Source organism: uncultured Campylobacter sp. (genome assembly GCF_938041645.1).
GTDB lineage: Bacteria > Campylobacterota > Campylobacteria > Campylobacterales > Campylobacteraceae > Campylobacter_B.
Window position 1 is genome coordinate 28,911 of sequence record NZ_CALIST010000011.1, and the last position, 24,692, is coordinate 53,602.

General features: G+C 49.4%; 18 protein-coding genes. 6 read left to right on the forward strand and 12 right to left on the reverse strand.

What is annotated here, in order from left to right:
* The first annotated feature begins 479 nt into the window (after positions 1-479).
* Positions 480-1,508 (forward strand): hypothetical protein, encoded by a 1,029-nt coding sequence (locus tag Q0600_RS01270; protein WP_298755977.1) that lies wholly within the window; start codon positions 480-482, stop codon positions 1,506-1,508.
* 28 nt (positions 1,509-1,536) lie between these two features.
* On the opposite strand, the gene Q0600_RS01275 is transcribed toward Q0600_RS01270, so the two are convergent.
* From Q0600_RS01275 to Q0600_RS01290, 4 genes are all read right to left on the reverse strand, one after another.
* The gene (locus Q0600_RS01275; protein ID WP_298755980.1) at positions 1,537-3,990 is read right to left on the reverse strand and encodes a molybdopterin-dependent oxidoreductase; all 2,454 of its coding nucleotides are present in this window, start codon (positions 3,988-3,990) and stop codon (positions 1,537-1,539) included.
* Positions 3,991-4,211: 221 nt separating this feature from the next.
* Complete coding sequence (locus Q0600_RS01280) at positions 4,212-6,347, reverse strand: TonB-dependent siderophore receptor (RefSeq protein WP_298755983.1); 2,136 nt, start codon at positions 6,345-6,347, stop codon at positions 4,212-4,214.
* On the reverse strand, positions 6,344-7,486 hold the full coding sequence (locus tag Q0600_RS01285; protein ID WP_298755985.1) for a PepSY-associated TM helix domain-containing protein: 1,143 nt from the start codon (positions 7,484-7,486) through the stop codon (positions 6,344-6,346). Before Q0600_RS01285 ends, Q0600_RS01280 begins: the two co-directional genes overlap by 4 nt.
* 380 nt (positions 7,487-7,866) lie before the next feature.
* Positions 7,867-8,229 carry a diacylglycerol kinase gene (locus Q0600_RS01290; RefSeq protein WP_298755988.1) on the reverse strand — a complete coding sequence of 121 codons (363 nt, stop codon included), beginning with the start codon at positions 8,227-8,229 and terminating at the stop codon, positions 7,867-7,869.
* Between the two features lie 67 nt (positions 8,230-8,296).
* Here Q0600_RS01290 and Q0600_RS01295 point away from each other — a divergent pair, with 67 nt between their 5' ends.
* The 3 genes from Q0600_RS01295 to Q0600_RS01305 all read left to right on the forward strand — a co-directional run bounded on the left by Q0600_RS01295 (position 8,297) and on the right by Q0600_RS01305 (position 14,948).
* Positions 8,297-9,055 (forward strand): exodeoxyribonuclease III, encoded by a 759-nt coding sequence (locus Q0600_RS01295; RefSeq protein WP_295152225.1) that lies wholly within the window; start codon positions 8,297-8,299, stop codon positions 9,053-9,055.
* Between the two features lie 138 nt (positions 9,056-9,193).
* Positions 9,194-10,840, forward strand: a complete 1,647-nt coding sequence (locus Q0600_RS01300) for a formate--tetrahydrofolate ligase (protein WP_298755991.1) — start codon at positions 9,194-9,196, stop codon at positions 10,838-10,840.
* A gap of 1,474 nt (positions 10,841-12,314) precedes the next feature.
* The gene (locus tag Q0600_RS01305; protein WP_298755994.1) at positions 12,315-14,948 is read left to right on the forward strand and encodes a hypothetical protein; all 2,634 of its coding nucleotides are present in this window, start codon (positions 12,315-12,317) and stop codon (positions 14,946-14,948) included.
* Here Q0600_RS01305 and Q0600_RS01310 read toward each other — a convergent pair.
* The 6 genes from Q0600_RS01310 to Q0600_RS01335 all read right to left on the reverse strand — a co-directional run bounded on the left by Q0600_RS01310 (position 14,945) and on the right by Q0600_RS01335 (position 20,385).
* Positions 14,945-15,103, reverse strand: a complete 159-nt coding sequence (locus Q0600_RS01310; protein ID WP_298755996.1) for a pyrimidine dimer DNA glycosylase/endonuclease V — start codon at positions 15,101-15,103, stop codon at positions 14,945-14,947. The two genes, Q0600_RS01305 and Q0600_RS01310, sit on opposite strands and share 4 nt — an antisense overlap.
* Before the next feature lie 141 nt (positions 15,104-15,244).
* Positions 15,245-16,351 carry an alanine racemase gene (locus Q0600_RS01315; RefSeq protein WP_298755999.1) on the reverse strand — a complete coding sequence of 369 codons (1,107 nt, stop codon included), beginning with the start codon at positions 16,349-16,351 and terminating at the stop codon, positions 15,245-15,247.
* A gap of 412 nt (positions 16,352-16,763) precedes the next feature.
* Positions 16,764-17,477: a vWA domain-containing protein gene (locus Q0600_RS01320; RefSeq protein ID WP_298756002.1), complete on the reverse strand. Its 714-nt coding sequence runs from the start codon at positions 17,475-17,477 to the stop codon at positions 16,764-16,766.
* Positions 17,478-17,773: 296 nt separating this feature from the next.
* Entirely contained in the window at positions 17,774-18,667 is an 894-nt protein-coding gene (locus Q0600_RS01325) for a DMT family transporter (RefSeq protein WP_298756005.1), read from the reverse strand.
* A gap of 263 nt (positions 18,668-18,930) precedes the next feature.
* On the reverse strand, positions 18,931-19,653 hold the full coding sequence (locus Q0600_RS01330) for a hypothetical protein (RefSeq protein WP_298756007.1): 723 nt from the start codon (positions 19,651-19,653) through the stop codon (positions 18,931-18,933).
* A 42-nt stretch (positions 19,654-19,695) separates the two neighbouring features.
* Positions 19,696-20,385, reverse strand: coding sequence for a hypothetical protein (locus Q0600_RS01335; RefSeq protein WP_298756009.1), 690 nt, complete (start codon positions 20,383-20,385; stop codon positions 19,696-19,698).
* Between the two features lie 350 nt (positions 20,386-20,735).
* On the opposite strand from Q0600_RS01335, the gene Q0600_RS01340 reads away from it, so the two are divergent.
* Both Q0600_RS01340 and Q0600_RS01345 read left to right on the forward strand, forming a co-directional pair.
* The gene (locus Q0600_RS01340; RefSeq protein ID WP_298756012.1) at positions 20,736-21,896 is read left to right on the forward strand and encodes a PepSY-associated TM helix domain-containing protein; all 1,161 of its coding nucleotides are present in this window, start codon (positions 20,736-20,738) and stop codon (positions 21,894-21,896) included.
* Between the two features lie 184 nt (positions 21,897-22,080).
* Positions 22,081-23,031: a hypothetical protein gene (locus Q0600_RS01345; RefSeq protein WP_298756020.1), complete on the forward strand. Its 951-nt coding sequence runs from the start codon at positions 22,081-22,083 to the stop codon at positions 23,029-23,031.
* Between the two features lie 54 nt (positions 23,032-23,085).
* Here Q0600_RS01345 and Q0600_RS01350 read toward each other — a convergent pair whose 3' ends face one another.
* Entirely contained in the window at positions 23,086-23,577 is a 492-nt protein-coding gene (locus Q0600_RS01350; protein ID WP_298756034.1) for a threonine/serine exporter family protein, read from the reverse strand.
* 1 nt (position 23,578) lies between these two features.
* Positions 23,579-24,382, reverse strand: a complete 804-nt coding sequence (locus Q0600_RS01355; RefSeq protein ID WP_298061162.1) for a threonine/serine exporter family protein — start codon at positions 24,380-24,382, stop codon at positions 23,579-23,581.
* Between the last annotated feature and the right edge of the window lie 310 nt (positions 24,383-24,692).

Below are 24,692 nucleotides of genomic sequence, written 5' to 3' on the forward strand. Positions count from 1 at the left end.
TTTCATAGTGCGTTTTGCTCGGTATCGGCGCAGCCCTTGATCTCGCAGCGTGACTGACCTGCTTAAATTTATCGGTAGCTCGGTGTGGTAACTTGCTTTTAAAATTTCATAGCGCGAGCGCGGTTGAAATTTTTTTAAAGCGGTTTGTCATTTTTGTAGTGCGGGTAAATTTGACGCACATCGCCTTGCTCATGCCGCTCGTAGATTTCGGCTTTGGAATTTTATCCATGCCCGTGCGCGAGCTGCTTTAAATTTATAGCAGCACCTTTTCGATACGGCAGCTGCTTTTAAATTTATGTTCGCGGCGGTTGAGAATTCTATCTTTGCGCAGATTTGTTTTTGCTTCACGCGCAAATTTTATCGTGATTAAATTTGTCGCTAAGGCGCAAAATTTTAAAATTTTGCCGCCGCTAGCTTTTGGCGCGGAGCATAAATAATCCGCCGCATGAACGGGAGCGATCGAAATTTAAAGGATATCTATGAACGGCGAAATATATCTCTCGTGCGCGCTGTGCGTCGCGCTAAAATCAGCTCTGCGCGGCAATCCTAAGCCGCCGCTGCAAGATCAAAAATATATAAAATATTTAAATTTTGAGTTTGCAAAGGAGCATTTCCGCACCGCAGAGGGTGTGAGCCGCGCAGTGCAGGACGGCGTAAACGACGCAAGTAAAGCTACGGAGCAAAAAGATGCGTACGGTGCAGTGCAGAGCAGTGCGACGGACAAAACTGCCGAGAGTGGCGGTGCAGCGGAGCAAAAGCGCACGAACAGCAAAGAAGCGGCAAATGAAAAAGCGGCGAGTAAAAAAGGCGCCGACGAAAGCACGGGCTCGCCACTTTTGCAAAAAGCGCGCGAGTTTTTCACCGGACGGCTCGCGCAAAAAGGGCGCGAGGACGAGCCGATCTCCGCACGGCGGCGTTGGATAGAGCAGTGCTTAAAGCTCGGTCTGAAGGACGCGGGGCTTAGTATTCCAACTTTCGCAAAAGATAGAGCGCTTTTGGGTTTTTCGGGTATGAGCGTAAACGGCATCGTTTGCTGCTTCGAGGGCTTTGACGGCGTTTTTACGCCTGATTGGAAATACGATCGCGACAAAAAGGCTTGGCGCGTGAAATACGTCGAGCGTCTTTGGCGCGGGATGCCGCGGGATGCGCTAAACGCGCGCGATAACAGCGCAGAATTCGGGAATGTTTTAGTGCAAATTAGGGATTTTGCGAGCAAGATAGGCTGCGAAAACTTTGCGCAGACGTTTGATAATGCGCTTAAGACGCTGCGGGGCGAAGTCGCTGTAGGCGAGTATTACGCCGTTTCGTTTGCAGCGCTACCGCAGCCGAGCTTGAGGGCGTTTGCCGCGGCGGGGATCGCCGATGTATTCGGTGCGATGGGCTCTTGGGATGATGAGCCGCCGTCTATGGCGCAAGAAATGGGGCTCGGGGGTGAATACGACCGCCTCTCGGACGAGCTCTTGGCGCAGAAAAACTTAGCGATTTTATTTGCGATAAACGGCTGGTAGGGCTTTGGCACAAGAGCTAGAAAGCGCGCTAAGCCTCTATCGTCACGGGCCGATCAAACGCCGTTACGCTCGGCAGTTCGCCTTTAAATTTCTCGATCTGCACCATGCTCGTGTGCGCGGTATTGCTTTGCGAGAGCTGCGAGCTAGGCACGTCCTTGGTTAGCACGTTTATGTTGCCGTGCTTGCACAGGCTGCGCTCGCCCCAAACGGTCGGGTCGTACCACGCGCCCTCGCTTACGATCACGACGTTATCTTGCGCCGTATCGCTTACCAGCGCGCCGCAGAGGATCTCGCCTCGGTCGTTATAGATCCTTACCACGTCGCCTGTTTTGATACCGCGCGCCTTTGCCGTGGCTGGGCTAATTAGCGCGGGTTCACGGCCCGCGATCTCGGCGTAGTTGCGGATGAGCGAGTTGTTTAGCTGCGAGTGGAGCCTAAATTTAGAGTGCGCGCCGCTGATGGCGATAGGATACTTGCTCACGTCGCCGCCCAGCCACTCAAAGGGCTCCATCCATGTCGCGTGCGGCGGGCAGTCGGGATAACCTAGCTTTTCGACCGCTTCGGAGTAGAGCTCGATCTTGCCCGACGGCGTTTTTAGCGCGTTTTTCTCGGGATCGGCGCGGAAGTCCGCGTAGTTTGTAAAGTATCGCTTTTTCTCGTCGATTTTATCAAATTTAACGTAGCCTTTTTGCCAAAACTCCTCAAATTTAGGCATCGCTATGCCTATACCCTCGGCTTTTGCAGCAGCGTCGGCATAAATTTCCTTCACCCACTCAAGCTCCGTTTTACCCTCGCTAAAGGCCTGCTCGTACTCCTCGCCCCACTGCGCGCAGATGAGCCGCGCGATCTCAAAGTCGCTTTTGCTCTCGCCCGCAGGCTTTACTAGCGGCTTAATCGCAAAAAGGTATTCGCTAGTCGAGTTTGCAAACTCGATATCCGTGCGCTCGCACTCAAGCGCCGCCGGTAGAACGATGTCGCTGAGCCTCGCCGTACTAGTCCAAAAGGGCTCTGTGGTGATGATCGCTTCAATCTTGCGCATCGCCTCGACCGCGCGGTTGGTGTCCGGGTGGCGGGTGAAGGTCGAGCCGTTGGCGTTAAACATCACTCTAATGTGCGGCATAACGTACTTTTTGCCGTTGCGTTCGATCTCTTTGCCCGGCTCCATGATCGCGTCTATGAGTCTGCTGTTTGGTATCTCGTGATATTTAGCCTTAGCTAGCTTGCCCTGCGGGGCGATGTATTTTTCGTTTATCGCTGGGTTAAAGGCCTGAAGCTTTGGCGCGATGAAGCTAATATCTGCGTTTTTATGCATCTGATCATTCATCACGTAGCCGCGCCCCGTCTTGCCAATGTCGCCTAGCATCGCAGCTAGCGCGATCAGCGCCCAGTACGCCATCTCGCCGTGATGCTGTCGCTGTATCGCGTAGCCCGTGACGATGAGCGTGTCTTTTTTAGCTAGCGTGTCGGCTAGACTTTTTAGCTCCTTTTCGCTCACGCCGCAAATTTTGCTCGCCCATTTTAGATCCTTTTTCACGCCGTCTTTTGCGCCGGTGAAATACTCCTTAAATTTATCAAATCCGACCGTGTAGCGCTCAATAAATTCCTTGTCGTAAAGCCCGTTTTCGTAAAGATATTCGCAAAGCCCGATCAACATCGCCGTATCGGTGCAAGGGCGCACGGCTAGATAGTGCGCGCCGAAATACTCCGCCGTTTCGTTGCGGTAAACGTCTATGCTGTAAATTTTCATCTCACCTTTTTTAAATTTCTCTTTCATAATCTCGTAGTAGGCGTAGGAGTTGTGCATCGGCACGCCGATAGCGATCTTGTTTGAGACGACTGGGTTCGTGCCCCAAAACACGATCGTTTTAGCCTCCTTTACCACGCCCTCCCAGCGCGTAGGATTATGCGTCGGATCGATAGAACCCGTCACGTGAGGCAAAAACGCAGTCGCCGCGCCGTATGAGTAGCCGCCAAGCTCGCTCACGTAGCCTCCTAGCGCGTTTAGCATGCGCTTTGCAGTGCGCTGTGAGTGGCCGACCTTGCCCAGACTACCCCACTGATAAAGCTGTCCGTAAATGGCCTCCGAGCCGTATTTATCGAAGTTTTCTTTTAAAATTTTAGCGCTTAGCTTTATCGCCTCGTCCCAGCTAACGCGCACGAAAGGCTCTTTGCCGCGAAGCTGCGGTTTTGGATCTGCGGGACTAGCCAGGAAGCTTTTGCGCACGTAGGGGTATTTCACGCGCGTTTCGTTTTGGATGTGATCGCTTAGGGCGTTATTTAGCACCGTTGGCATCGCGTCGCCCTCAAAGGGCTCTGTACCCACGACCCTGCCGCCGATGGTTTTTACGTAAAACGCGCCAAATTTATTCGCGCAAAGCCCCATCTGCTCGTCAAATATCGCCTGCGCCGCTGCGTCAAATTGCTTTGCTTGCGCTGAAGCCGCCGCCAGCGCGCCTAGTTTTAGAAAGTCTCGTCTTTTCATGGTTGTCTCCGTTAAATTTAAATTGATTGGTTGATTTGGTTTAAATTTAACGGGATTTACGTGGTTGATTTTTGCATGGTTTGCCTTTTAACGTATTACGCGACCTCGCGTCTTGGCAGTGATTTTACGAAATTTAGGCTTAATTTGCCATTTATCTATGGCGTCGCGATGAAATTCTATTAGAGCTAAGCACTAGACAAATTCCACCGCGACTATTTGGGTCAAAAGCTATACGTAAGGCTTAGATTGAAGGTGCGCGGATCGCCGTAGATCATTCGATTAGAACCGATACCCTCAAAATAGCGCTTATCGGTTATGTTATCGACGTTTAGCTGCACATCTAGGTTTTTACTCGCTTTGTAGCCTAGCATTACGTTTGCAATCGTGTAAGCTTTCTGCTCGATCCTGCCGTATGGCGAGTCGGAATAAATCTTTGAGCGATACATCGCGCCTGCGCCGATTCTAAATGTGCCGATCTCATATTTTGCAAAAAGATTTGCGCTGGTGCGGGAGGAGTCGCTGGCGTAGATATTGCCGTCAGCATCTTTGGCTTTGTAGTGCGCTAGCCCCATGCTTAGGCTTAGTGCATCGGTAATTTTACCGTTTACATCCGCTTCAAAGCCCCTGCTGGTTACTCCGCGACCCTGCCTGTAAGCGTAGGAATTTGTGCCCGTGATATACTCGTCGGTGCGGATGCCGAGCTTATCTTGGATGATCTTAAAAACGCCCAGGCTTGCTTGCAGATCGCCGTCAAAATACTCGCCTTTGATGCCCGCTTCGTAGTCCTTGCCTTGGATGGGATCAAGATATTTATTGTTTTTGTCCTTGTAGGTTTGAGGTTTAAAAATACTCGTATAACTTGCATAAAGGGTATGATGATCGTCTAAATCATAGGTGATCCCTGCATATGGAGTAATTTCGCGGGTAAAATTTCTATTATCTGCTCCACCTGTAATTTTATATTTATAGTAACTCATCCGTGTTCCTAATAAGAGCTTTAAATCCTCGGTGATTGAGAGTTTATTCGCGGCATAAATTGCTTTTTGAATAGTTCGATCGGCATTATTTTGATCTACATACGGTAAGCGTGGATCTTCAATATGAAGGTCGTTAAAATTTATTCTAGTACGCGCGGCATAAGCAAGGCCTGCCGGAGTGTTTCGACTATTCCAGTAGCTACTTACGTTATCAGATCCTTTTTTGTAAAGATTATACATCACACCAAATACAAATTCATGATCTTGTCCGAAAAGCTCATACGGGATATTTGCGTAGGCATCGATATTGTGGATATTCTCTTCGCGCTTGTTAGCATAAACGCTAAGATCGGCGACGTTTCCGATGCCGCCAGGGCCTACCCTGCCGCCATAATAGAGCAAATTTGAATCGGTATGAGCGCGACGAAACGAATAACTCAAGCTTAAACTCGCCTCGTTTGAGAAATATTGTTTAAAATCGGCATAAAAATCAAGCGTAGAGATGTCGTATCGCGTCCAAGGCTGAGAGAAAATTTTGTTTTTGCCGAAGTGCGTGCGCGTGCCGTCCGATTTAAACGCGGGCATTCCGCCCCAGCGTGTGCCATGTCGGCGTAGAGTCTGATAAAATGAGCCAAAGCTCAGCCTTGAATCGTCTGTTACATCGATATCTAATACGCCATAAACGGCAGTATTGCGACGATTGTAATAGTCCATATAAGAGTGCGATCGTTCATGCATAAACGCTAGGCGTCCGCGTACCGAACCGCTTTGATTGAGCGGGCTTTGCACATCGGTTTTAAGCCCGTATTTGTCGTATGAGCCGCCGTTTAGGCTGATGTATCCTTTCGGAACGGCGGAATCCGCGTGCTTGCGGATAAAATTTAAACTCGCGGCGGGATTTCCCGCGCCCGCCAATAATCCGTTCGCACCCTTTACTACCTCAACGCGCTCATATGGCAGTAAATTTAAATCGTTCGCCCCGAGGCTAAAACCTCCGAAGCTAGGCATCGAATCAAGCAGATAATAATCTATGCTAAATCCGCGCGCCGTAGGATAGAGCCTCTCATCCATACGCCCGCTCGTAATGCCCGCGATATTTCGCATCAGCACCTGATAATCGGTTATCCCCATATCTTTTAGCTTGGCTTCGGTCACCACGGTAAGAGACTGGGGCGTTTCTCTCGCCGTAAGATCGAGCCTGGTGGTACTTTTAACGAGCTTTCTAGCCTCATAATCTCTGTCGTCGCGACGGAGCTTTTGGGTATCTTGCACTTCTATGGTGCCTAAGTTCTCCGGGGTGCTCGCAGTGGCGTTATTTTCCGCATAAAGCGAAGTTAGCATATTTAATGCGACTACGAGCGAAAGAGATACTTTCTTCATAACTTTCTCCTTTTAGAATTTCTATTTTTTAGGGTTATGTAAAATCCGCAAATGCTTAAAAATAGGGGTGCAAGCCCCGCTAAAAACCATATAAGCTTCGTTATTGCGCCGTATGAGCCCGCATGGGCGCGACGAAAGCCGTCTTGAAGTTTGTCCGAAAAATCCGCATCGTTTATAAAGTCCGCTTTTAAAATTTCGCCTGCATCTGATATCGTGATACGGCTCGCGTAAGGGCTTTGCAGCGGGTTTTGCCCCGCCTCGAAGCCGTATACGGTAAAAGCGCCGCCCGGACAGAGCGGAAAGGCGATATAGGTGGAGCGAAATTCTTTAAATTTAACCGTTATCCGCGCTAAAGCTTCATCTAGCGTCGCAAGATTTTGCACCGCTTTCATGCTTACCGCTCCGTTTGATGCCGCGACGGTGGAATTTCGCTCGGTCTTAAAATTCTGCAAGACCGCGCCGCATGGATTTGCGAGCGGCTTGTAAGTTACCGCCCTTAGCTCCCACCATGCTCCGCTTATAGCTATAGCAAACATTACGGGAGTGCTCGCGACTCCGATTAGGCGGTGAGCGCCGCGCATAAAATATATGGCCCGATCTAGCCTCAGCGAGAATAAGTTTTGCCAAAATTTTTTGTAGATAAAAAAGCCGCTAATGCCGATAAGTAGCGCGCTAAGCCCCACTATACCTGCAAAAATTCTACCGCCGCGACCTAAAAACAGCTCCGCGTGCAGTTTGTTTATCGCGCCGATAAAGCCATGAGCTCGCGGTATAGACGCGCCTTTTATCTCGCCGCTAAAGGCGTCCAGGTAAATTAGGGCTTGCTTTTGTAGCTTCTGCGAGGAAAGTCTGATTTTATCGGTCTTTAAAGGATCTTGCGCGATGCTCCAGCCCATGATCGCGTACTCTTTAAATTTGGATTTTATCTCGGATTGCAAAGCGCTGAATTTCATTCTAATGGGGAATTTCGCCACGCTTTCTTGGGTCCTAAACACCTTGTCTTTCAGCAAAGCTTCATCGATCCGCTCCGCATAGACTAAGACCGAGCCGCTTGCGGATACGATTATAAGGGGTATGCAAAATATCAAAGATAGCCACAAATGAAATTTGCGCGAGATTTTGTGAAAGGATTTAGACAAAATTTTCCTTTTTTTGAAAATTATTTTAATTAAAGCGGCGTGATTTTAGTGAAAATTGTATTAAAGCATCTTGAAAGTCGTTATAATTTTATAGCTAAAATTTTACGGCGTAAAATTTGCTTGAATGATTTATCTATAGAAATTTTTAAAAGCTATTTTAAAATTTTAAGAGCCGAGCGAATATTAAAATTTTCGCGCACAGGAGAGTTTAAATTTAAAGCAAATTTCGGATTTTAAAATTTCAATATCACGCAGGGTCGTGTTTGGGTTGCAGGCGTGGACGATCAACAACTCAAGTGGCTTGCAAATTCCGCACTCGCCAAAAAAACTCTGCGTTACAGCGATTTAAATCTTTTATCGCGAAATTTGCAATTACGCGATTAAAAGAATTTACCGATAAGCGCATATCCCCACAGCGCGGCGTTGAGAAATAGGCTCATCATCACGGCGGTGCTTGCGGTGTCTTTGGCGCCCTTGGCTAGCGGGTGGATTTCGCTCGTGGCAAGATCGACCGCACGCTCGACGGCGGAGTTTATGCACTCGGTTGTGAGCGTAAAGACCGCGCCGAAGATCAAAAATAGATTTAGCACCGCGCCGAAATTCCAAAAAAATAGCGACAGCAGAAGCGGCACGAACACGCAAAGCTCGAGTCTAAAGCTACGCTCGCTGCGCAGCATCTCGGCAAGACCCGCCATCGCGTAGCCCCAGTTGGCAAAAAATCGGTATTTGGGCTGATTGCGCATAATTTTCCTTTAAATTTAGTCAAAATTTCGTATAATCATACCAAAATTTTTGCGCCAAAGGCTAAATTTGAAACTGATTAGTTGGAATGTAAACGGACTGCGCGCAGTGCTCGGCAAAGACGGCTTTGCGTGGCTTGCGGAGCAAAACCCCGATTTTTTGGGCTTGCAAGAGATCAAGGTGAGCGAAAAGGACGCTCCGAAAGGGCTTTACGAGCTCGGATTTTCTCAGATCGATCTAAATTCCGCCGCTCGCGCGGGATATTCGGGCGTGGCAAGCCTAGCTAAATTTAAAAGCGAGACGAGCAAGGCGCTGTTTTTCCCAGACGACGAAGGACGCGTGCTGCAACACCGCTTCGGCGATGTCGTGCTTTTTAATATCTACTTTCCTAACGGCCAAAAAGACGAGGCGCGGCTAGCCTATAAGATGGAATTTTACGCAAAATTCCTAGCCTACGCGCGCAGCCTCGCGGAGCAGGGGCTCGGGGTGATATTTTGCGGCGACGTAAATACCGCGCACCGAGAGATCGATCTTGCAAACCCCAAAGCAAACTCCAAAACCTCGGGCTTTTTGCCGATCGAGCGGGCGTGGCTCGATGAGGTGGAGGCGGCGGGCTTCGTGGACACTTTCCGTGCCGTGCATGGCGAGCTGCGGGACGCCTACTCGTGGTGGAGCTACCGCTTTAACGCGCGCGCCAAAAACGTCGGCTGGCGGATCGATTATTTTTTCATCTCGGCAAATTTGCGCTCGCGGCTAAAGGATGCTTTCATCCTAAGCGACGTGATGGGCAGCGACCACTGCCCCGTGGGCATCGAGATCGAAATTTAGCCGGGGCAACTTTCACGCCTGCAAGCTTTGATCTTGCGCGACTGGCGGATAAGGTGCGCGTAGCAGCGGCTAATGCGCAGATTTAAAGAGGCGGTGCGTAAAAGCTGCGCGATAAAATTTTAAATTTAAGGAGAGAAAATGTTGAGCGATATCGAAATAGCAAATGCGGCGAAGCCGGATAAAATTTCAAACGTTGCGAAAAATTTGGGGCTTAGCGAGGATGAGATCGAACTGTACGGCCACTACAAAGCCAAGCTAAACATCAAGCCGCGATCGCGCGCTTCGAAGCTTATTTTGGTCACGGCGACCAATCCGACGCCGTTTGGCGAGGGCAAGACGACGACCTCCATCGGTCTAGCCGACGCGCTAAAGCGTCTAGGCAAAAGCGTCTGCCTTGCGCTGCGTGAGCCGTCGCTGGGACCGGTTTTTGGTATCAAAGGCGGCGCCGCGGGCGGCGGGTATTCGCAACTGGTGCCGATGGATGATCTAAATTTGCATTTTAACGGCGATTTTCACGCGATCACCTCCGCGAACAACCTCATTTCGGCGGTCATCGACAACTCGCTGTATCAAGAAAACCCGCTAAAGATCGATAAAATTTTATGGAAGCGCTGCATGGATATGAATGATCGCGCGCTGCGCCACATCACCGTTGGACAGGGCGGGCGCACCGACGGAGTGCAGCGCGAGGACGGCTTTAATATCACCGCAGCTAGCGAGATAATGGCGGTTCTGTGCCTCTCGAACGATCTTGCCGAGCTTAAGGAAAACATCGCAAACATAATGGTCGCCTACGATACGCAAGGAGAGCCGATATACGTGCGCGATCTGGGCTGCGCGGACGCCGTGGCGATCCTGCTAAAAGACGCGATGAAGCCAAATCTCATCCAGAGCCTTGAGCACACGCCCGCGCTTGTGCACGGAGGACCCTTCGCAAATATCGCGCACGGCTGCAACTCCATAATGGCGAGCAAGCTAGCTCTAAGTCTTGCCGATTACGCCGTGACGGAGGCTGGCTTCGGAAGCGAGCTCGGGGCTGAAAAATTTATCGACATCAAGTGCCGCCGCGCCGGCATCGCTCCGGACGCTGCCGTGCTAGTTAGCACGATCCGCTCGCTTAAATACAACGGCGGCGCGGATAAAGAAAGTATCGCGAGCCCTGATCTTGCCGCGCTTCAAAGAGGCATCGTAAATTTAGGCGGGCATATTGAAATTTTACAAAACTTTGGGCTAAATCCGGTCGTGGCGCTTAATCGCTTCAGCTTCGATAGCGACGAGGAGATCGCTTTCGTGCGCGAGTATTGCAAGCAGCGCGGCGTGCAGATGGCGATTTGCGAAAATTTCGCCAAAGGCGGCGAGGGCGCGCTTGAGCTAGCCCGTCTCGTAGTAGATGAGTGCGAGCGTGCTAAGGAGCTTAAATTCGCCTACGAGCTTAGCGACGATACGGCGAGCAAGATCGAAAAGATCGCTACTAAAATTTACGGCGCGAGCGAGGTCGTTTTCGAGCCGGAAGCGCAAAAGGCGCTGCAGCATATCAAGGCCTTGGGGCTTGAGCGGCTAAACGTCTGCATCGCCAAGACGCAATATAGCTTCAGCGACGATGCCAAGGCGCTTGGGCGTGCGCGCGGCTTTAAGCTTAGCGTCAAGGATCTTCAGATCCGCACGGGAGCGGGCTTCATCGTCGCCGTCTGCGGCAAGATAATGCTGATGCCGGGGCTGCCGAAGGTTCCTAACGCGCTAAATATGAAGATCACGGATGGGGGCGTCATAAGCGGTCTGGCGTGAAATTTTATTTTCTGCGCTCAAAACCAAAGCCTAAAATTCCGTGCTTGGGCGGTAAAATTTAGCTGCGGGCTTTGGCGGCGATAAATTTTGCTTGCAGGTTGCGGCGAGTTTATCACGCCCCGGTTTTAGTGCATCATAATTTTGCCATGCTTGGGTTTTATTGCGCTAGGCTTTAGCCAGTTGAATTTTGATTATTCGGGTTATTCGGGTTATTCGGGTTATTCGGGTTATTCGGGTTATTCGGGTTTCGACGCGCCGAGCTCGGCCTGCAAAATTTCATTAAATTTCACGCAAGATCTACGCAGAATTCGGCGCGAAACCCGTGCAAGTTTAGCATTTGAAATTTCGCTCGCAAAATTCCGCGTAAAAACCGAGCGCAAGATCTTAAACCGAACCGCCCGCGAGCTTGCGAGCTCATCGCGGTGAGATTAAAATTTCATGCCGCATAAGCTCGCCGTGAAATTCAAAATTTCACGCGGCCGCGCACAGTGTCATGTGTCACTACGAGATTCTAAATTTCATGTCGAGCGCACCGTGAAATTAATCCGTCGGTCGCGCAGCAGATCGCCGCACGATCTAAAATTCGCGCTTGCGCCGCGACATGCACCGCCGTGAGTTAAATTATGCGACAGGCGAGCTAAATTTTACGCTCGTGCGATCAGTCATGTTGGCGGAGGTTTGCGGCGCCCATATTAAATTTAACGCACCGCCGTGCAGCGCCTGCAGTGGGCGCGGATGTGTCTGATCTGCTCTGCTTGCAAAGGCGCAGGCGGCTATAACTGCGCGGTAACAGGATTAAATTTTACGAGCTGACGCAACGCAGTATGAAATTCCGCGTTGCGTCGGTCGCTGCGAACAGAATTTGTGCGATAATATGTCGGCTATGCGCTTGTAAATTAAATTGTACTCCACGCACCCGTCGCCTGATTGTCGCGCGGAATTGAAATTTGCGCGCTGCTACTTGTCATAAATTTAGATCGCTGCACGTCGCGCCATAGCTGTCGTAAAATTTTAAATTTCATGCTGTGCGTACGTACGAGCTCGCCGTGAAATCTAAAATTTCACGCGGCCGCGAAATTTGCTGTGCGTTATGCCGTATCGCGCATCATCGCGAGCCAAATTATGCGCTGCTGCGGAATTAAAGTCTTGCATACCCGCTGCTACCGCTCGGGCGCCGTATGCCTCGCGGCTCCGTTTTGCGATCCGTTCGTGCCGTATTTGTTGCGGCAGTTATGTACGTCGCCGCGCCGCAGTGCGAGATTCCGCGTCGAGCTATATTTTAGAGTTTTGATTTGCAGCGAGATTTTACGGCGCGCAATGGCGCTAAATTCCATCCTGCGTGAGATTTTGGAATTTTAAAATTCCCTTCCGCGGTATAGTTATATGAAATGCTAAAATTTGCAGGATTTTAATAAAGAAATTTTAAAATTTATGCGGCGCGGCTTTGTGGCGCGCCCGCAAGAAAGGAGCGATCATGGACAAGCTGGATAAAGAGGAGCTTGCAGAGGCGTTTGTCGCTAGGCTCAAAGCACTAGCGCGTAGCGGAGGCGCCGATCTGCGCGAGCTTGATCGTGAGTTTTACGGATTTAGCGTGAGGCTTGGCGTGCGATATGACTTTGCCGGCAAGTTTAGCGTCTCGCAGATAAGTGGCGGCGAGCGCGCTCAGCTGCATTTCGCTGACGTCGCGCAGTTCGAAGCTCATGCGCGCGAGTGCCTGCGCGCGGCAAGCGCAGATGCGGAGCTAAGCGAGGCCTTTATGCTACGCCTGCGTGCAGATCCCCAAAAAGCCGCTACGAATGCGGATCAGATCATAAAATTTCACGATTTTAAGCCCTTTAGCGTTCAGCTGCGTTGCGAGCATTGCGGCGGATCGGGCAGGAGACGCTGCAAAGCCTGCGAAGGCGTAGGCAAGACGCCGTGCGCTAACTGCGGCGGACGCGGGCGCTTGATCTGCCCCACTTGCAAGGGCGCCGGTGGCTATAGCCGTGCGGCATTAAGCTCTACGGACGCTCATGCGCGCGGCCTTTCTGGAGGCGATTCTGCAGGCTCTGCGTCAAATTCTATGGGCTATCGCTTCATTCCCTGCGCTAGCTGCGGCGGTAGCGGCTCGCGCATTTGTCCCGCTTGCGGCGGCGCAGGCAGATTGCGCTGCGAAAAGTGCGGCGGCGCGGGTGATTTTCGCTGCGAGCACTGCGATGGGCGCGGGTATTTCACTCGCACCGGCAAAGTATCCGTTTATGCTCGCCCGAGCGTCAGCATAGGCGCTAGCTCGCAGGTTTTCGGTCGCGAGCTGCTGGAGTTTTTATGCAGCAAGGGCGTAGGTTTTGCAGCACGCAGACTTTTGTTCCGTCTAAGCTCGCTGCGAGCGGTGCAGGGCGGCTGTGAAGCGGTATTTAGCGCGGAGGATGATTTTTTGCGCTTGAGTTTTGCCGTCTGCGGCAAGGCTTACGATGCGGCGTGCTTCGGCGGCGTGACATTCGTAAGGCCCAGCTTTTTTGACGAAGTTTTTGCGCCGGAGCTTGCGGCGGTGCGCAGCGCATCCGCTAGGCTAGGGCGGGACGATGCGCAAAGCCTTTTTGCGCTATTTCGCGCGAAGCCTGCGCTGGATGCGGCGATGCGCCTAGCTAGTGCTAAGCTGCGCGGCGAGACGCTAAATCTCGAGCAGTTGCGCGGCTCGGATGGACATTTTAACTTTGCAAATTCTGCCTGCAGCGCGGCTGATCGCGACGCTTTGAGCCTTGCAAAAGGCGCTTCTCGCAAAGAAAATCTCGAGGGTGGCGCGAGCGTAAAATTTGCGGGCATGAAATTCGCGAGCGCTTCGGCGAATTCTATGGGCGCGGAAGATAATCGCCTGGGGTTGCGCGGAGAGCTTGGCAGGTTTACAGGCGCCGTGGGGGGCGGCATAAAATTTGCAGGGGCGGATCTTTCGGGAGAGAATTCTGCCAGCGATTTTGAGGCTAGGCAGCAAAGCGACGAAGCTCGCGCGCAAAATGGACCTAATTTTGCCGGCTCGCAAGAGGGCTTAGGCGGCACTTCTGATCGCGCCGCGGAGGGTCTTTACGAATTACGCGGCGAGCGAGATTACCGAGATTTAAGTGTCTTAAATGCTCAAAATTCCACAAATTCCATAGACTCCGCCGCAATAAATTCCGTAAATTCCAAAAATCTTGCCGCTGCAAAATTTAAAAATCACGCGAATACGCAAAGCCCTGCCGCGTCAAATTCTAAAATTTCGCCCTTTGCACGATTAAAGAAATTATTTTTCCCGCGTTCTTTACGCGAGGATTGCGCGCAGAGTTTCGCCACAGCGATTATGCGCGTTTGTGAGGGCTTTATTTCGCAGCAATGCGCTCGCGATTTGGGCAGCGCGATGGCTGGGGCACTTGGCGTGCTAAGTCCACGCTATGACCGCGTAGTGTGGTACGTAGGCGGAGGCGCGCTCATCGCAGCGGCTACACTAGCGTGCGAGGGCTGCTTCGAGATGATCTTTGCGGAGCATTATTTTTGGGCACTTGCATGTGGCGTGGCAATCGCTGCTGTGGGGCTGTTAGGCGGAGGAGTGCTGTGGCTGGCAAGCGCAGTGCGGTGCGCCGTAAAAGCTCGTAAAATTCCGCGAGAGTATCGCTGCGGCAGAGGCGGCGCGGCGTTTGTTCGCTTTTGCAAAGCTCTGCTCTGCGCCGTTTTGGCTAGTGCAATCTACGGAGGCGCGGCAAATACGGGCTACGTGCTAAAAACCGGCGCAGCAGGGCTGCTGCGAGGGTGGATGCCTACATTTTTTGAGGACGAAAATTCTACTTCCGCGAGTGATGGCGTAAATTCTGTAGACGAAAATTCTACGAGTGCAAGCTCTAACGGCTCTGAAAGCCCTGCTTCAAATTCCGCTTCCGGGGCTACTAAGGATTCCGCTGCGATGCAAAAGGATAAAATTTTATATATCCAAAAAAGCATCGGAGCCAAGCAGGATGGGATTTTCGGCGCGCGCACGCTAAAAAAGGCGAGGGAGGTTTTGGATCAAAACCTAAGCGGCGTCGATGAAATTTACGAGGCTCTAAAAAGCAAAGAGCGGGCGAGAACGAACCCGAACTCTAGCAATCAAACTGCGCCTTAATGGTTTTCATGCGCGTAAAAGCGGTCAAGCTGCGGGTGATTTTTGTAGCCTTTAGTTAGCCCCGCCAGCACGTTTTTGGCTAGCAGCGCCTCTCGCCAAAGTGCGACTAGCCCCTTTGCATCGAGATATTTAAAACTTATCGTCCAAAGTCTCATTTTCGCCTTTCGTTAAATTTCGTCGTCAAATTCGGCGCGCTTTGCGCCACAGCCTGAGCGGCGATAAATTTGCGCCTTAAATTTGGCCGCGCCCTAGATTAGAGGCTAAATTTTATCTCGCACACCTTTGAGCTTGCCTGCTCATTGTAGCTTGCCTCTACATAGCACGGGGATCTTTTCTACGACCTCGCCGCCGCTAACGAGGTGGGCGAACTCGTGCAAATTTACGACGGGGCAGATGTGGTTCGGATAAATTTCAAGCCGATTGCCCACGCGCACGGCGTCTCGCAGCGCTCTGTCGTAGATGATCGCATGCTCGTCGTAAACGCCATTTACCCACACATCCGTGCCCTTTATGCGCCCGAGCCCCGGCGTTGCCGTAAAGCCCTCGGTGCGCCTTTGCTGCGTGAGCCCCTTGGCGCCGATGTCGGTGATGATGCGATCCGCCGTAGGCCTGCTGATGACGGTCGTAAGGATACTCGCCGCGTTCATCGAATAATCGCCGTAAGCCTGCGCCTGCGAGGCGTCCATAAAGATATATGTGCCCGGGCGGATCTCGGTGACGCCCTTTAAAATTTCAAAATCGTTGATGAGCGAGGGCGTCGAGCCGATGCTAACGACGCGCGCGGGCAGAGCCAGCTCGCGCGCGATATCCGCAAACTCCAGCGTGCGGCGCTGCGCGGCTAGGTGGATGCGCTCGCATTCGCTTTTGCAGGCGGCTTTGTAGGAGTGGCCGTCGTGGGAGAATACGCCGCGGAATTCGATATTTTTGCAGCCTTTTATAAATTTTATAAACGCCGCGAAATCCTGCTTTTCCACGAAGCCCGAGCGGTTTTCGCCCACTTCGATCTCGGCAAGCACGCAGGCCTTCGCGCCGCTACGCTCAAAGGCGCGCTCTATCAGGCTCGCCTGCTCTATGCTATCGATGCCGAAGCTTAAGTTTATCCCCGCGCGCAAAAGCGCGATGATGCGCTGAAATTTTAGCTCGCCCACGATCTCGTTTGCGATAAATATATCTTTCAGCCCGTTTGCAGCCATGATCTCGGCCTCGCCCGTCTTGGCGACCGTGATGCCTGCAGCGCCGAGGCTTTCTTGCAGCTTCGCGAAATAGGGCATTTTGTGCGTTTTGGTGTGCGGACGCAGGCTTACGCCCGCGGCGTCCGCGTAGTTTTGCATCTTTTGCAGGTTGCGAAGCACGATTTCGCGATCAATCAGCAGCGCCGGCGTGTCGATCTCGGATACTCTCATAAGCTTCCTCCTCTTTAAATTTACGAAATTTTAATGCAGCCGAGCTTAGTAGCTGCGCCCGTTTTGCAGTGCCTAAATTTTAAAATTTAGCGCCGCTTGCGAAAGACGGAATTTAGCTATCACTTGCAAAAGGCGAAATTTACCTGTCGCTTGCAAAAAGCGAAATTTGCGCGCCGTAAATTTAGCTTCGTCTGCGAAATGCGGCTTGTTCGCCGTAAATCGGCTCCCTTCGCGAAGCATTTAAATTCGGCGAGCAAATTTGCATTTTCGCGCCGCACGTTTTTGCACCGCTGCCAGTGTTTTTTACTAAAGCTCGTTTTGTGCCGCACGATGCACATCGCCGCCTATTTTAGTGCCGCCGCTCGTTTTAGTAGCGACACTTCATTTCTGGTGCGCCTCGCCTCGCGATTTGTTATTTTTTATCTTGTAGCACCTTGTCGCGCCATTTCGAGTTTACTTTATTATCGGTCGCTACGTCTTTGGATATCTCGGCTGCCGCTTCGAAATTTTTACTTACACCCTCTTTGGAATTCTCGTATTTTAGGGCATTTTCGCTTTTGATACCGATGCTTTGTGCTTCGCTTGCGGCGTCGATATTAGCGCCTAAAAAGATAAATTCCCAGTCGTATTTCTCCTGCTTGTCGCTAATCATCTTCTTAATCTGCGCTTTGGAGTATTCGCGGCTTGAGTTCTCCATCCCGTCGGTGATGATGACGAAAAGCACGCGATTGTTTTTGGCATAGATGTCGGGCACTCGCTCGATACGCGCTATCGTGCTGCCGACGGCGTCTAATAGCGCGGTGTTGCCGCCGGCGTAGTACTCTTTAGACGTTAGGTTTTCGACCTTCTTAAGCGGCGTGCGGTTGTGGATGACGTTAAATTTCGTATCGAAAAGCACGGTCGTGACGCTGGCGTCGATCCCCTCTTTGCGCTCCTTTTCTATCATCGAGTTAAATCCGCCGATCGTGTCGCTCTCAAGCCCGCTCATCGAGCCTGATTTATCTAAGATCAGCACCAATTCCAGGTGATTTACGCCGTCTTTATGATCGGGCGGCGTCTCTAGCTCTACGCTTTTGGCAAACATTATGCCCGCAAGCGCGGCTACAAGAAGGATGATTTTTTTCATAGGGGCTCCTTTGTTAAAATTTCATTATTTTACTATTGTATCGCTTAAGCAATGAAATTTTATCGCTAAAGCTTCGCCGCACGCCCCTGCTACGTAAATTTTAATACGAAATTTTGTCGTGGAATTTTAACGTATCCTTGCAAGAGGCGCCGTAAAATTTCGCGCGACATAGAATTCTGTGAGGCGCGGAATTTTATACGGCACGGGATTTCGCGTGCAAATTTTATGCGGCACGGAATTTTATGGCGCAAAATTCCACGTGGCATGGAAGTTATGGAATTTGCGCCGCCGCAAAATCAAACGTCTGCGGATCTGCTCCGTTTTGCGCTGAGGTAGCTTCCGATCTCGCTTATCAAAACGCCTGCGAGGATGAGCGCCGCGCCTAAAATTTGCATCGCGCTTAGCCTCTCGCCGCCCACGAATACCCCCATAATGCCCGCCGTTACGGGCTCTAGCGTGAAAAACAGAGCGGTTTTTACGGGCGTCGTGTATTTTTGCATCAAGGCCTGGGCAAAAAAGCCAAAAACCGTTCCCAGCAGGCAGATCACTGCCATTGCGACGAAAAAGCTTCGGTCCATCACCGGCACTATGCTGACCCTCTCAAAAAAGATCGTCGCGAAGCAGCAAAGCGCGCTTAGGCAGAGGATCTGTACGTAGGCGATGCCCGCTACGTCGCAGCTTTGAACGAATCGGTTGGTCAGCACGATGTGAAATGAATACGCGCACGCGCAGACTAGCGCCAGCGCTTCGCCCTTGCCCAGGCCTAGCTGCGTGTCGCCGATGAGATAGAGCCCAGCGATCGCAAGCGCGATGCCCGCGTAGGCGTAGGAGTAAATTTTATGTCTAAACAGCGCTGCGGCGATGAAGGGCACGAGCGCGACGTTTAGGCCGATGATGAAGGCTACGGAGGAGCTTTGCGCAAATTTAAAGGCGAAGGTCTGCGACGTAAAACCCGCGAATAAAAACAGGCTAAGCACCGCGCCGTGCTTGATCTCACGCGAAGTTATGGCCTTGAGCTTCGGGAAAAATATCGCGCCTGCGATGATGCTCGCGGCGAAAAAGCGCCAAAATAGCAGCACGAAGACGTTGTTGCTCGCAAGCGCCTGCGAGGTGGGCAGATACCCGAGCCCAAAAGCGATCGCTACGAAGACCATCCCGATGTCGGCTCTGAATTCCAAACTTTTATTCATCTGCGTCCTTTTTGAAAATTTAAAGTCGTAATTCTACGAAATTTTAGGTAAAAAATAGGCTAAATTTTGACGATTTTGACGAAGAGGTTTGAAATTTTGGTTTTTAAGATCGCGAGTTAAATTTTAAGCGCCTAGCTCATCTTTTTGGCTTGCATTGGGCTCGTCTTTTTGGGCTTGCGCGCACTTGTTCGCGCACTTGTTGCCTCCGCTTCGCTACGCGTAAATTTTTATAGCTGCTACTTGCGCGTGGATAAATTTAAAATTTAATTGCCCGCGCCCTCTTTGTCATTTTTTAGAATTTCTATGTTTGCGCGCTCATTCGCGCCTTTTAAACTTATAGTTTTTTTGAGCACGGATTTAAGGGGAGTCTTTGCCTCTTTTGATTTCATCATCTTATAGCGTCTCTTTCTTATCTCTGCTTCGATAAATTTTATATCTTGCTGTGTGTATGGGAATGAGAGCGTAAAATTTTTGCCGCTTTGCCCGTCTTCTACTATCAAAATCGGCATCTCACCCCTCATCCCTTTCTCCGTAAGGGCATTTTCTATATCGATCTTTGTGCTAAATTTAAACAACAAAAATCTCCACTCTTTCCTTACGGTGCGGCTGTCTATGATGACGCCCTTTTCAGATAACGGCAGTATGGCAATTAGCATCATTGCAAGACCCATCGCGATCACGAGCGCGGTCTCGCCACTGCCTCTTTGTATATACCCGCCTACGCATAAAGGGTCGTTTGTATCAAAGCATGCAACTTTACCTCCGCCTCTTGTTGTTTTTATCCAAGGCTCATCAAACGCCACCAACGAACCCCAGGATAAAAATAGCACGATAAGCATAGTTTTTGCTATGTGGCTAGGAGGTATGAGCCAGGCGCCCTTTTGCACGGTTTTATAAGAGGCTTTGCTTTTAAAAACCATGCTTTTTAAAATAGCAAGCCCAAACAGTAAAAGATTTATGCCGAATATCAAATATAAAAATATCATGCCACCGCCTTAAATTTAGATATTTTTAGCGTTAAATTAAGCTCAAGCATTTTGCTCGGCTGCTTTAGCTTTTGAAATTTCAGCGAGCTTTTCTAATATAAAATTTTGCAAAAAATCTATATCCTTTTGTGCATACAAATATCCCGCCCCGAATTTAACGCCGCTAATTTTGCCTCGTATGCTGATTATTTTTACGCCTCTTATAAACCATGTGGCGTAGTTCATCTCATCAAAGTATATCTTTTCCGTATGCCTAAACGGCAGAACCTCCCATTCTTTGCAGATGCCGCTTTTATCTATTCTGATTCCTTTTTGAATTAGCACGATAAAAGAAAAAATTATGGCGCAGACAGATATGATTTTGCCGAGTATTAGCCTAGGTCCGCTTATTTGCAGATATCCGTCCACGCATCTGGGATCGCCTTCTTCGAAGCATCTTAAATTTATGCCCGCCGCTTTGTACTCTTGCGAGCAAATTTTATCGTGGGTGTAAAAGCAGGGTATGGGATTACCGTTGTGTTTTGCTACGTGCGGGCTAGATAGAGTGATTACGCCGAAGCTTAGGCATATTATAAATATCTGTATTTTTAAAAGCGGATCGGTTGGGATAAATAATGTCCCGCGATACACGGTTTTATACGATCTGTTTGTCTGAAGCAATGAAACAAGAAGGCAAAAGCCTATCGTAACATAAAGGATTATCGTAGCAAACTCGGTTATACTTTGCGACATAATAATGACCTTGTTTTTTGGATTACGCAAGCTCGCGTCTTTGGCAATTTTAGCGCAAAATTTCTAAATTTACGAGATTTTGATTGCGCTTTTTATAAAACGCGATTAGAATTTTACCTCGCTAGCGTGATCTCGCCGCGCGAAAGGCGGATTAAATTTTGGCTTTGAGATCCTAAAGCGCGCGGTTTATGACATTGCGCAAAGTGCCTAAGCGCTCTTGTGATGCCATAAAGCGCCTTAAAATTTCGTAGCCTAAATCTTAATGATAATTATCTAAATATTTAAAATCGCACAATATAATTGCGAACCTCAATCAAATAAAGATTAAATTTATCTCGCAAGGATATACAATGAGCTCGCTTTTGAAGCGCAATAAAATTTTGTTTAACGTCCATCTTATTTTATCGATCGTTTTTTCTATACCGCTGCTTATCGTTGGCACTACGGGCGCGATTTTGTCGTATCAGCACGAGCTTGAGGCGCTAATAAACGCGGACTCTAAAAAGGTCGAAAAAACGGGCGAAATGCAAAGCGTAGAGAAAATTCTGCAAAGCTTTAGCGAGCAAACAGGCGCTAAGCAGCCCGTAAGGCTCGTCGTGCCCAAAAGCGATGATGAAGCCTTCGTCATTTACGCAAACAGAAATGATGCGTATCTGGTCGATCCATACACTGCGCAGATCATTGGCAAGGATCGCGGCACGGGCTTTGTGCTAACGGTGATGGCGTTGCATCGAAATTTGGGCCTAGCGCTAAGCGGCAACAAAACCGCAGCTGAGGTCGGTAAACAGATCGTAGGCGCGAGCGCCGTGGCGATGATACTGCTCGTAATAAGCGGCGTCTGGCTGCATTTCCCAAGGCTTAGGCGTAAATTTATCGAAGCTATAAGACCAAATTTTAAACTCAAAAAATACGCTCTTTTTTATAACCTACACACGAGCCTAGGCTCGCTAAGTGCGGTGATTTATCTGCTTATCTGCCTAACCGGGCTTAACTGGTCGTACGGCTGGTATAACGATGCTGTGATGAAGCTTTTTGTAAGCTCGCAAAATTTGCCGCAAGCTAGCGCACCTAAAGCCGCCACTTCTAAAGATCACGCCGCCGCACCTGCTAAAGAGGAGGGCAAAAAGCCCGCTACGTATAAATTTAGCGACGCGCAGATGGCTTATGAGATATTCAGATCAAGTGGCATAGAGTATAAAGAATTTACCCTAATGCTCGCAGCCGGAGATAAGATGAGCATCAGATACTACGAGCCTGATGCGCCTGCCACTGCGCGTCCAAAAGGCGTGAGCGTGAAGCTAAAGGAGGGCAAGGTCGCGGAGCAGAAGCAAACGGACGGTATCACCGTGGGCGAGTTTAAAGACGCGAACTATCAGCTTCACACGGGCTATTTTTTTGGGCTCGTGGGTAAAATTTTATGGTCGCTCGTTTCGCTTTGTATGGCGCTTTTTATCTTTAGCGGCTTTTATATGACGGCAAGAAGGGCGTTTAAGTCAGAAAAGCTCAGCTAATTTTATCTTTGCGGCAAGAGGTGCGACGAGCGGCGCAAGAGAGCCCAATACTTACGAAGCATTGAGATGAAATTTGCCGAAGCGAATCAAGAAAAGCCCTGATTTAACGATATTTGAGACATTCTAAAATTATAGCGGATTAAGTCTATGTGAGGTATATTGCGGAAAATTTTAGGAGTGAAATTTGAAAACGAGATATTATCTAGGCCTAGCCTGCATTATAACAATATGTGCTTTGAGTGCGATACTTTCGATTATCGCGGAGTATAAATACCCAAATTCAGCCGAAAAAATTAAAACCGATCCGTATGAGTGGGTATGCGATCTAGATGGCAATCTTACAGATATACAGCTTAAAGATAGAGCGTTAAAGTGTATGCTTAAAAAGACCTATAAATCTATAAATATTTCAGCGGAGGAATTCCGTGATATGGAAAGAAAAATAAAGAAGCAATACGGTAAAGTAGACGATGAATTTTATAATTTTTATAGCGGGTTGGCGGAAAGATGCGGTGGAAATAATCGTCCAGATAAAGCTTGCGAATTTTTCATTGTAGATGACAATATAAATTTAGAATATTTTATGGGTTTGGGAGACAGGGCTTGCAATGGTAAACAAGCCGTAGCAAATTTCAAAGATTTTGTAAATATGTCCATGCTCAAAGGCGAAGTTGTTTACCCCTGGGAAAATAATAATAGTTTAATCTTGTCGGATGGAAATTTAAAATACAAATTATATTTTAGCGGATTAGAAAATGATAAACATGTATTTGATATGTTATTTACGGAAAAAATATTTTTAAATGAAATTAATCCTAAAATATACGACCACAAATATCCTAATGATAAAATTTTTTCTATTCCAACCGACATGCTATTTTTTGATATGTATGTAAGCCTAATAGATAAAAAATACGATAACTTTTGTAATTTATATAACTTTAAAAAGAAAGATATAAAACCGTATAAAGCGTTTTTTGAGTTAGAAGGTAGAAAATATAGTCGGTATGCTTTTTATCTAGGTATTTTTGATGAAAATTATACATATAAATGCGATATAAAAGATAATTTGCTAGGTGTGGAGCAAGGATATTATTACGATGAAAAAACCAAAGAGATAAAACGAGAGCAATAAAATAGAATTTATAAAATTTACCCGCCGCGCTTGCTTAAAATTTCTTATTTAGCGCTATTTGCTCCTTGCGCCGCGAGTGATCATCAAGGACTGTTCGTAGAAAATTAGCAGCGTTATTGAAACGCCCGTGCCGAGCGCCAGCGAGATCGAGATCGTGGCGAGGGCGTTATCGAAAAACGAGATAAGATGAGCGAGTTTATGCTCTGCGCCCGTGGCTCTGATATAAGAAAACAGCGCCAAAACCGCCTTGTAGGCGTAGATGCCGGGGATCATCGGAAGCAGCGCGGGGAAGGCGATGATCTCTGCGGGCACCTTGAGGCGCTTGGCACAGAGCATCCCTAAAACGCCGATCAGAAACGACGCAAAAAGCGTCGCGGCAGCGATCGAAAAAATTTGGCTTTGAATCAGCAAAAACCTGCATGAATGCGCAACCGCCGCAAGCAGCGCCGAGAAGGCTAGCGTCTTTTTAGGCGGCATGCACGCATACGCAAACCCGAGCCCCGCCGCAGCGGCAAAGCAAGCATCCTTAAATACCAAAAGTGCTATATCAAACATTTACAAGCCCCAAATTTGAGATGCTAAGCGTCAGAAAGAGCCCGATCGCGATGCAGATGATCAAAAGCCCGGTGTTTAGCCCTCTGCTGATGCCTACGAGCATATTTTCGTTTAGGATGTCAAATACCGAGTTGATAAGCCAGACGCCCGGGATCAAAAACAATATGCTCGATCCCACGGCGATGTCGGGCGTGGCGCTAAGCCCGTAGCGAGCGCCTAGCGAGACGATGAAGGAGACTGCGAACGAAACCGCGATGTATTGGATTTTTAGGTTGATTTTAAGCTTGCTAAGTAGATAGCGGGCGCAAATTCCAAAAGCCGTAGCCGCAAAAACTAACGCCATCGCACCGCCGTCGCCGCCGAAAAGCTCGCAGAACGCGGCATTTGCGACGCTGAGCAAAACGAGAGTTTTGGCAAAGCTTTTCTTCTGCGAGGCTAAAATTTCTGCAAATGCGGCTTTGGCGCGCGCAAAAGGGATTTTTTCATCGTAAATTTCCCAGCTAAGCGCGCTTAGCTCCGAGATCAGATCGAAGCTGATCTGCGCCGCAGCGCCCGTTTTGACGTAGGTGCGGCGGATAGAGTTGTCCGCAGGATCCATCACGCTGATGATGAAGTGGCGCACAAAGATCATCAGGCTAGCCTCATAGTCGTAAGCGTCCGCTATCCTGCGCACGCAGCGCTCGATGCGCGCGGTGTAAGTGCCGATACTAAGCATCTTGGCGGTGTATTCACTAAGAAAATTGGTAAGCTCTTGGATTTGCGGTCTCACCGCTTCTGCTTCTTTTGCTGCCGCCATTTCTGTTGTCATTATTTCCTCCGCTACCCTTGTAATCTCAATATCGTTTTGCGCTGTTTCTGAGGCCGTTGCAGCTTCTGTTTCCACAGCGGCCGCCGTCGTCTTCGATGCCTCTTCGGCGCTCGTTGCGGCGGAATTTTTATTTTTAAAATTTAATGCAGCGGCAGCGCCCATGGCGGAATTCTCGCTATCTAAATTTGATGCGGCGACAGCGCTTGTAGCGGTAAAATTTTGATTGTTTAAATTTGGCGTCGTTTCGGAATTTGAGTTATCTAAATTTAGCGCCGAGGCGGAATTTTGCCCGTTTAAA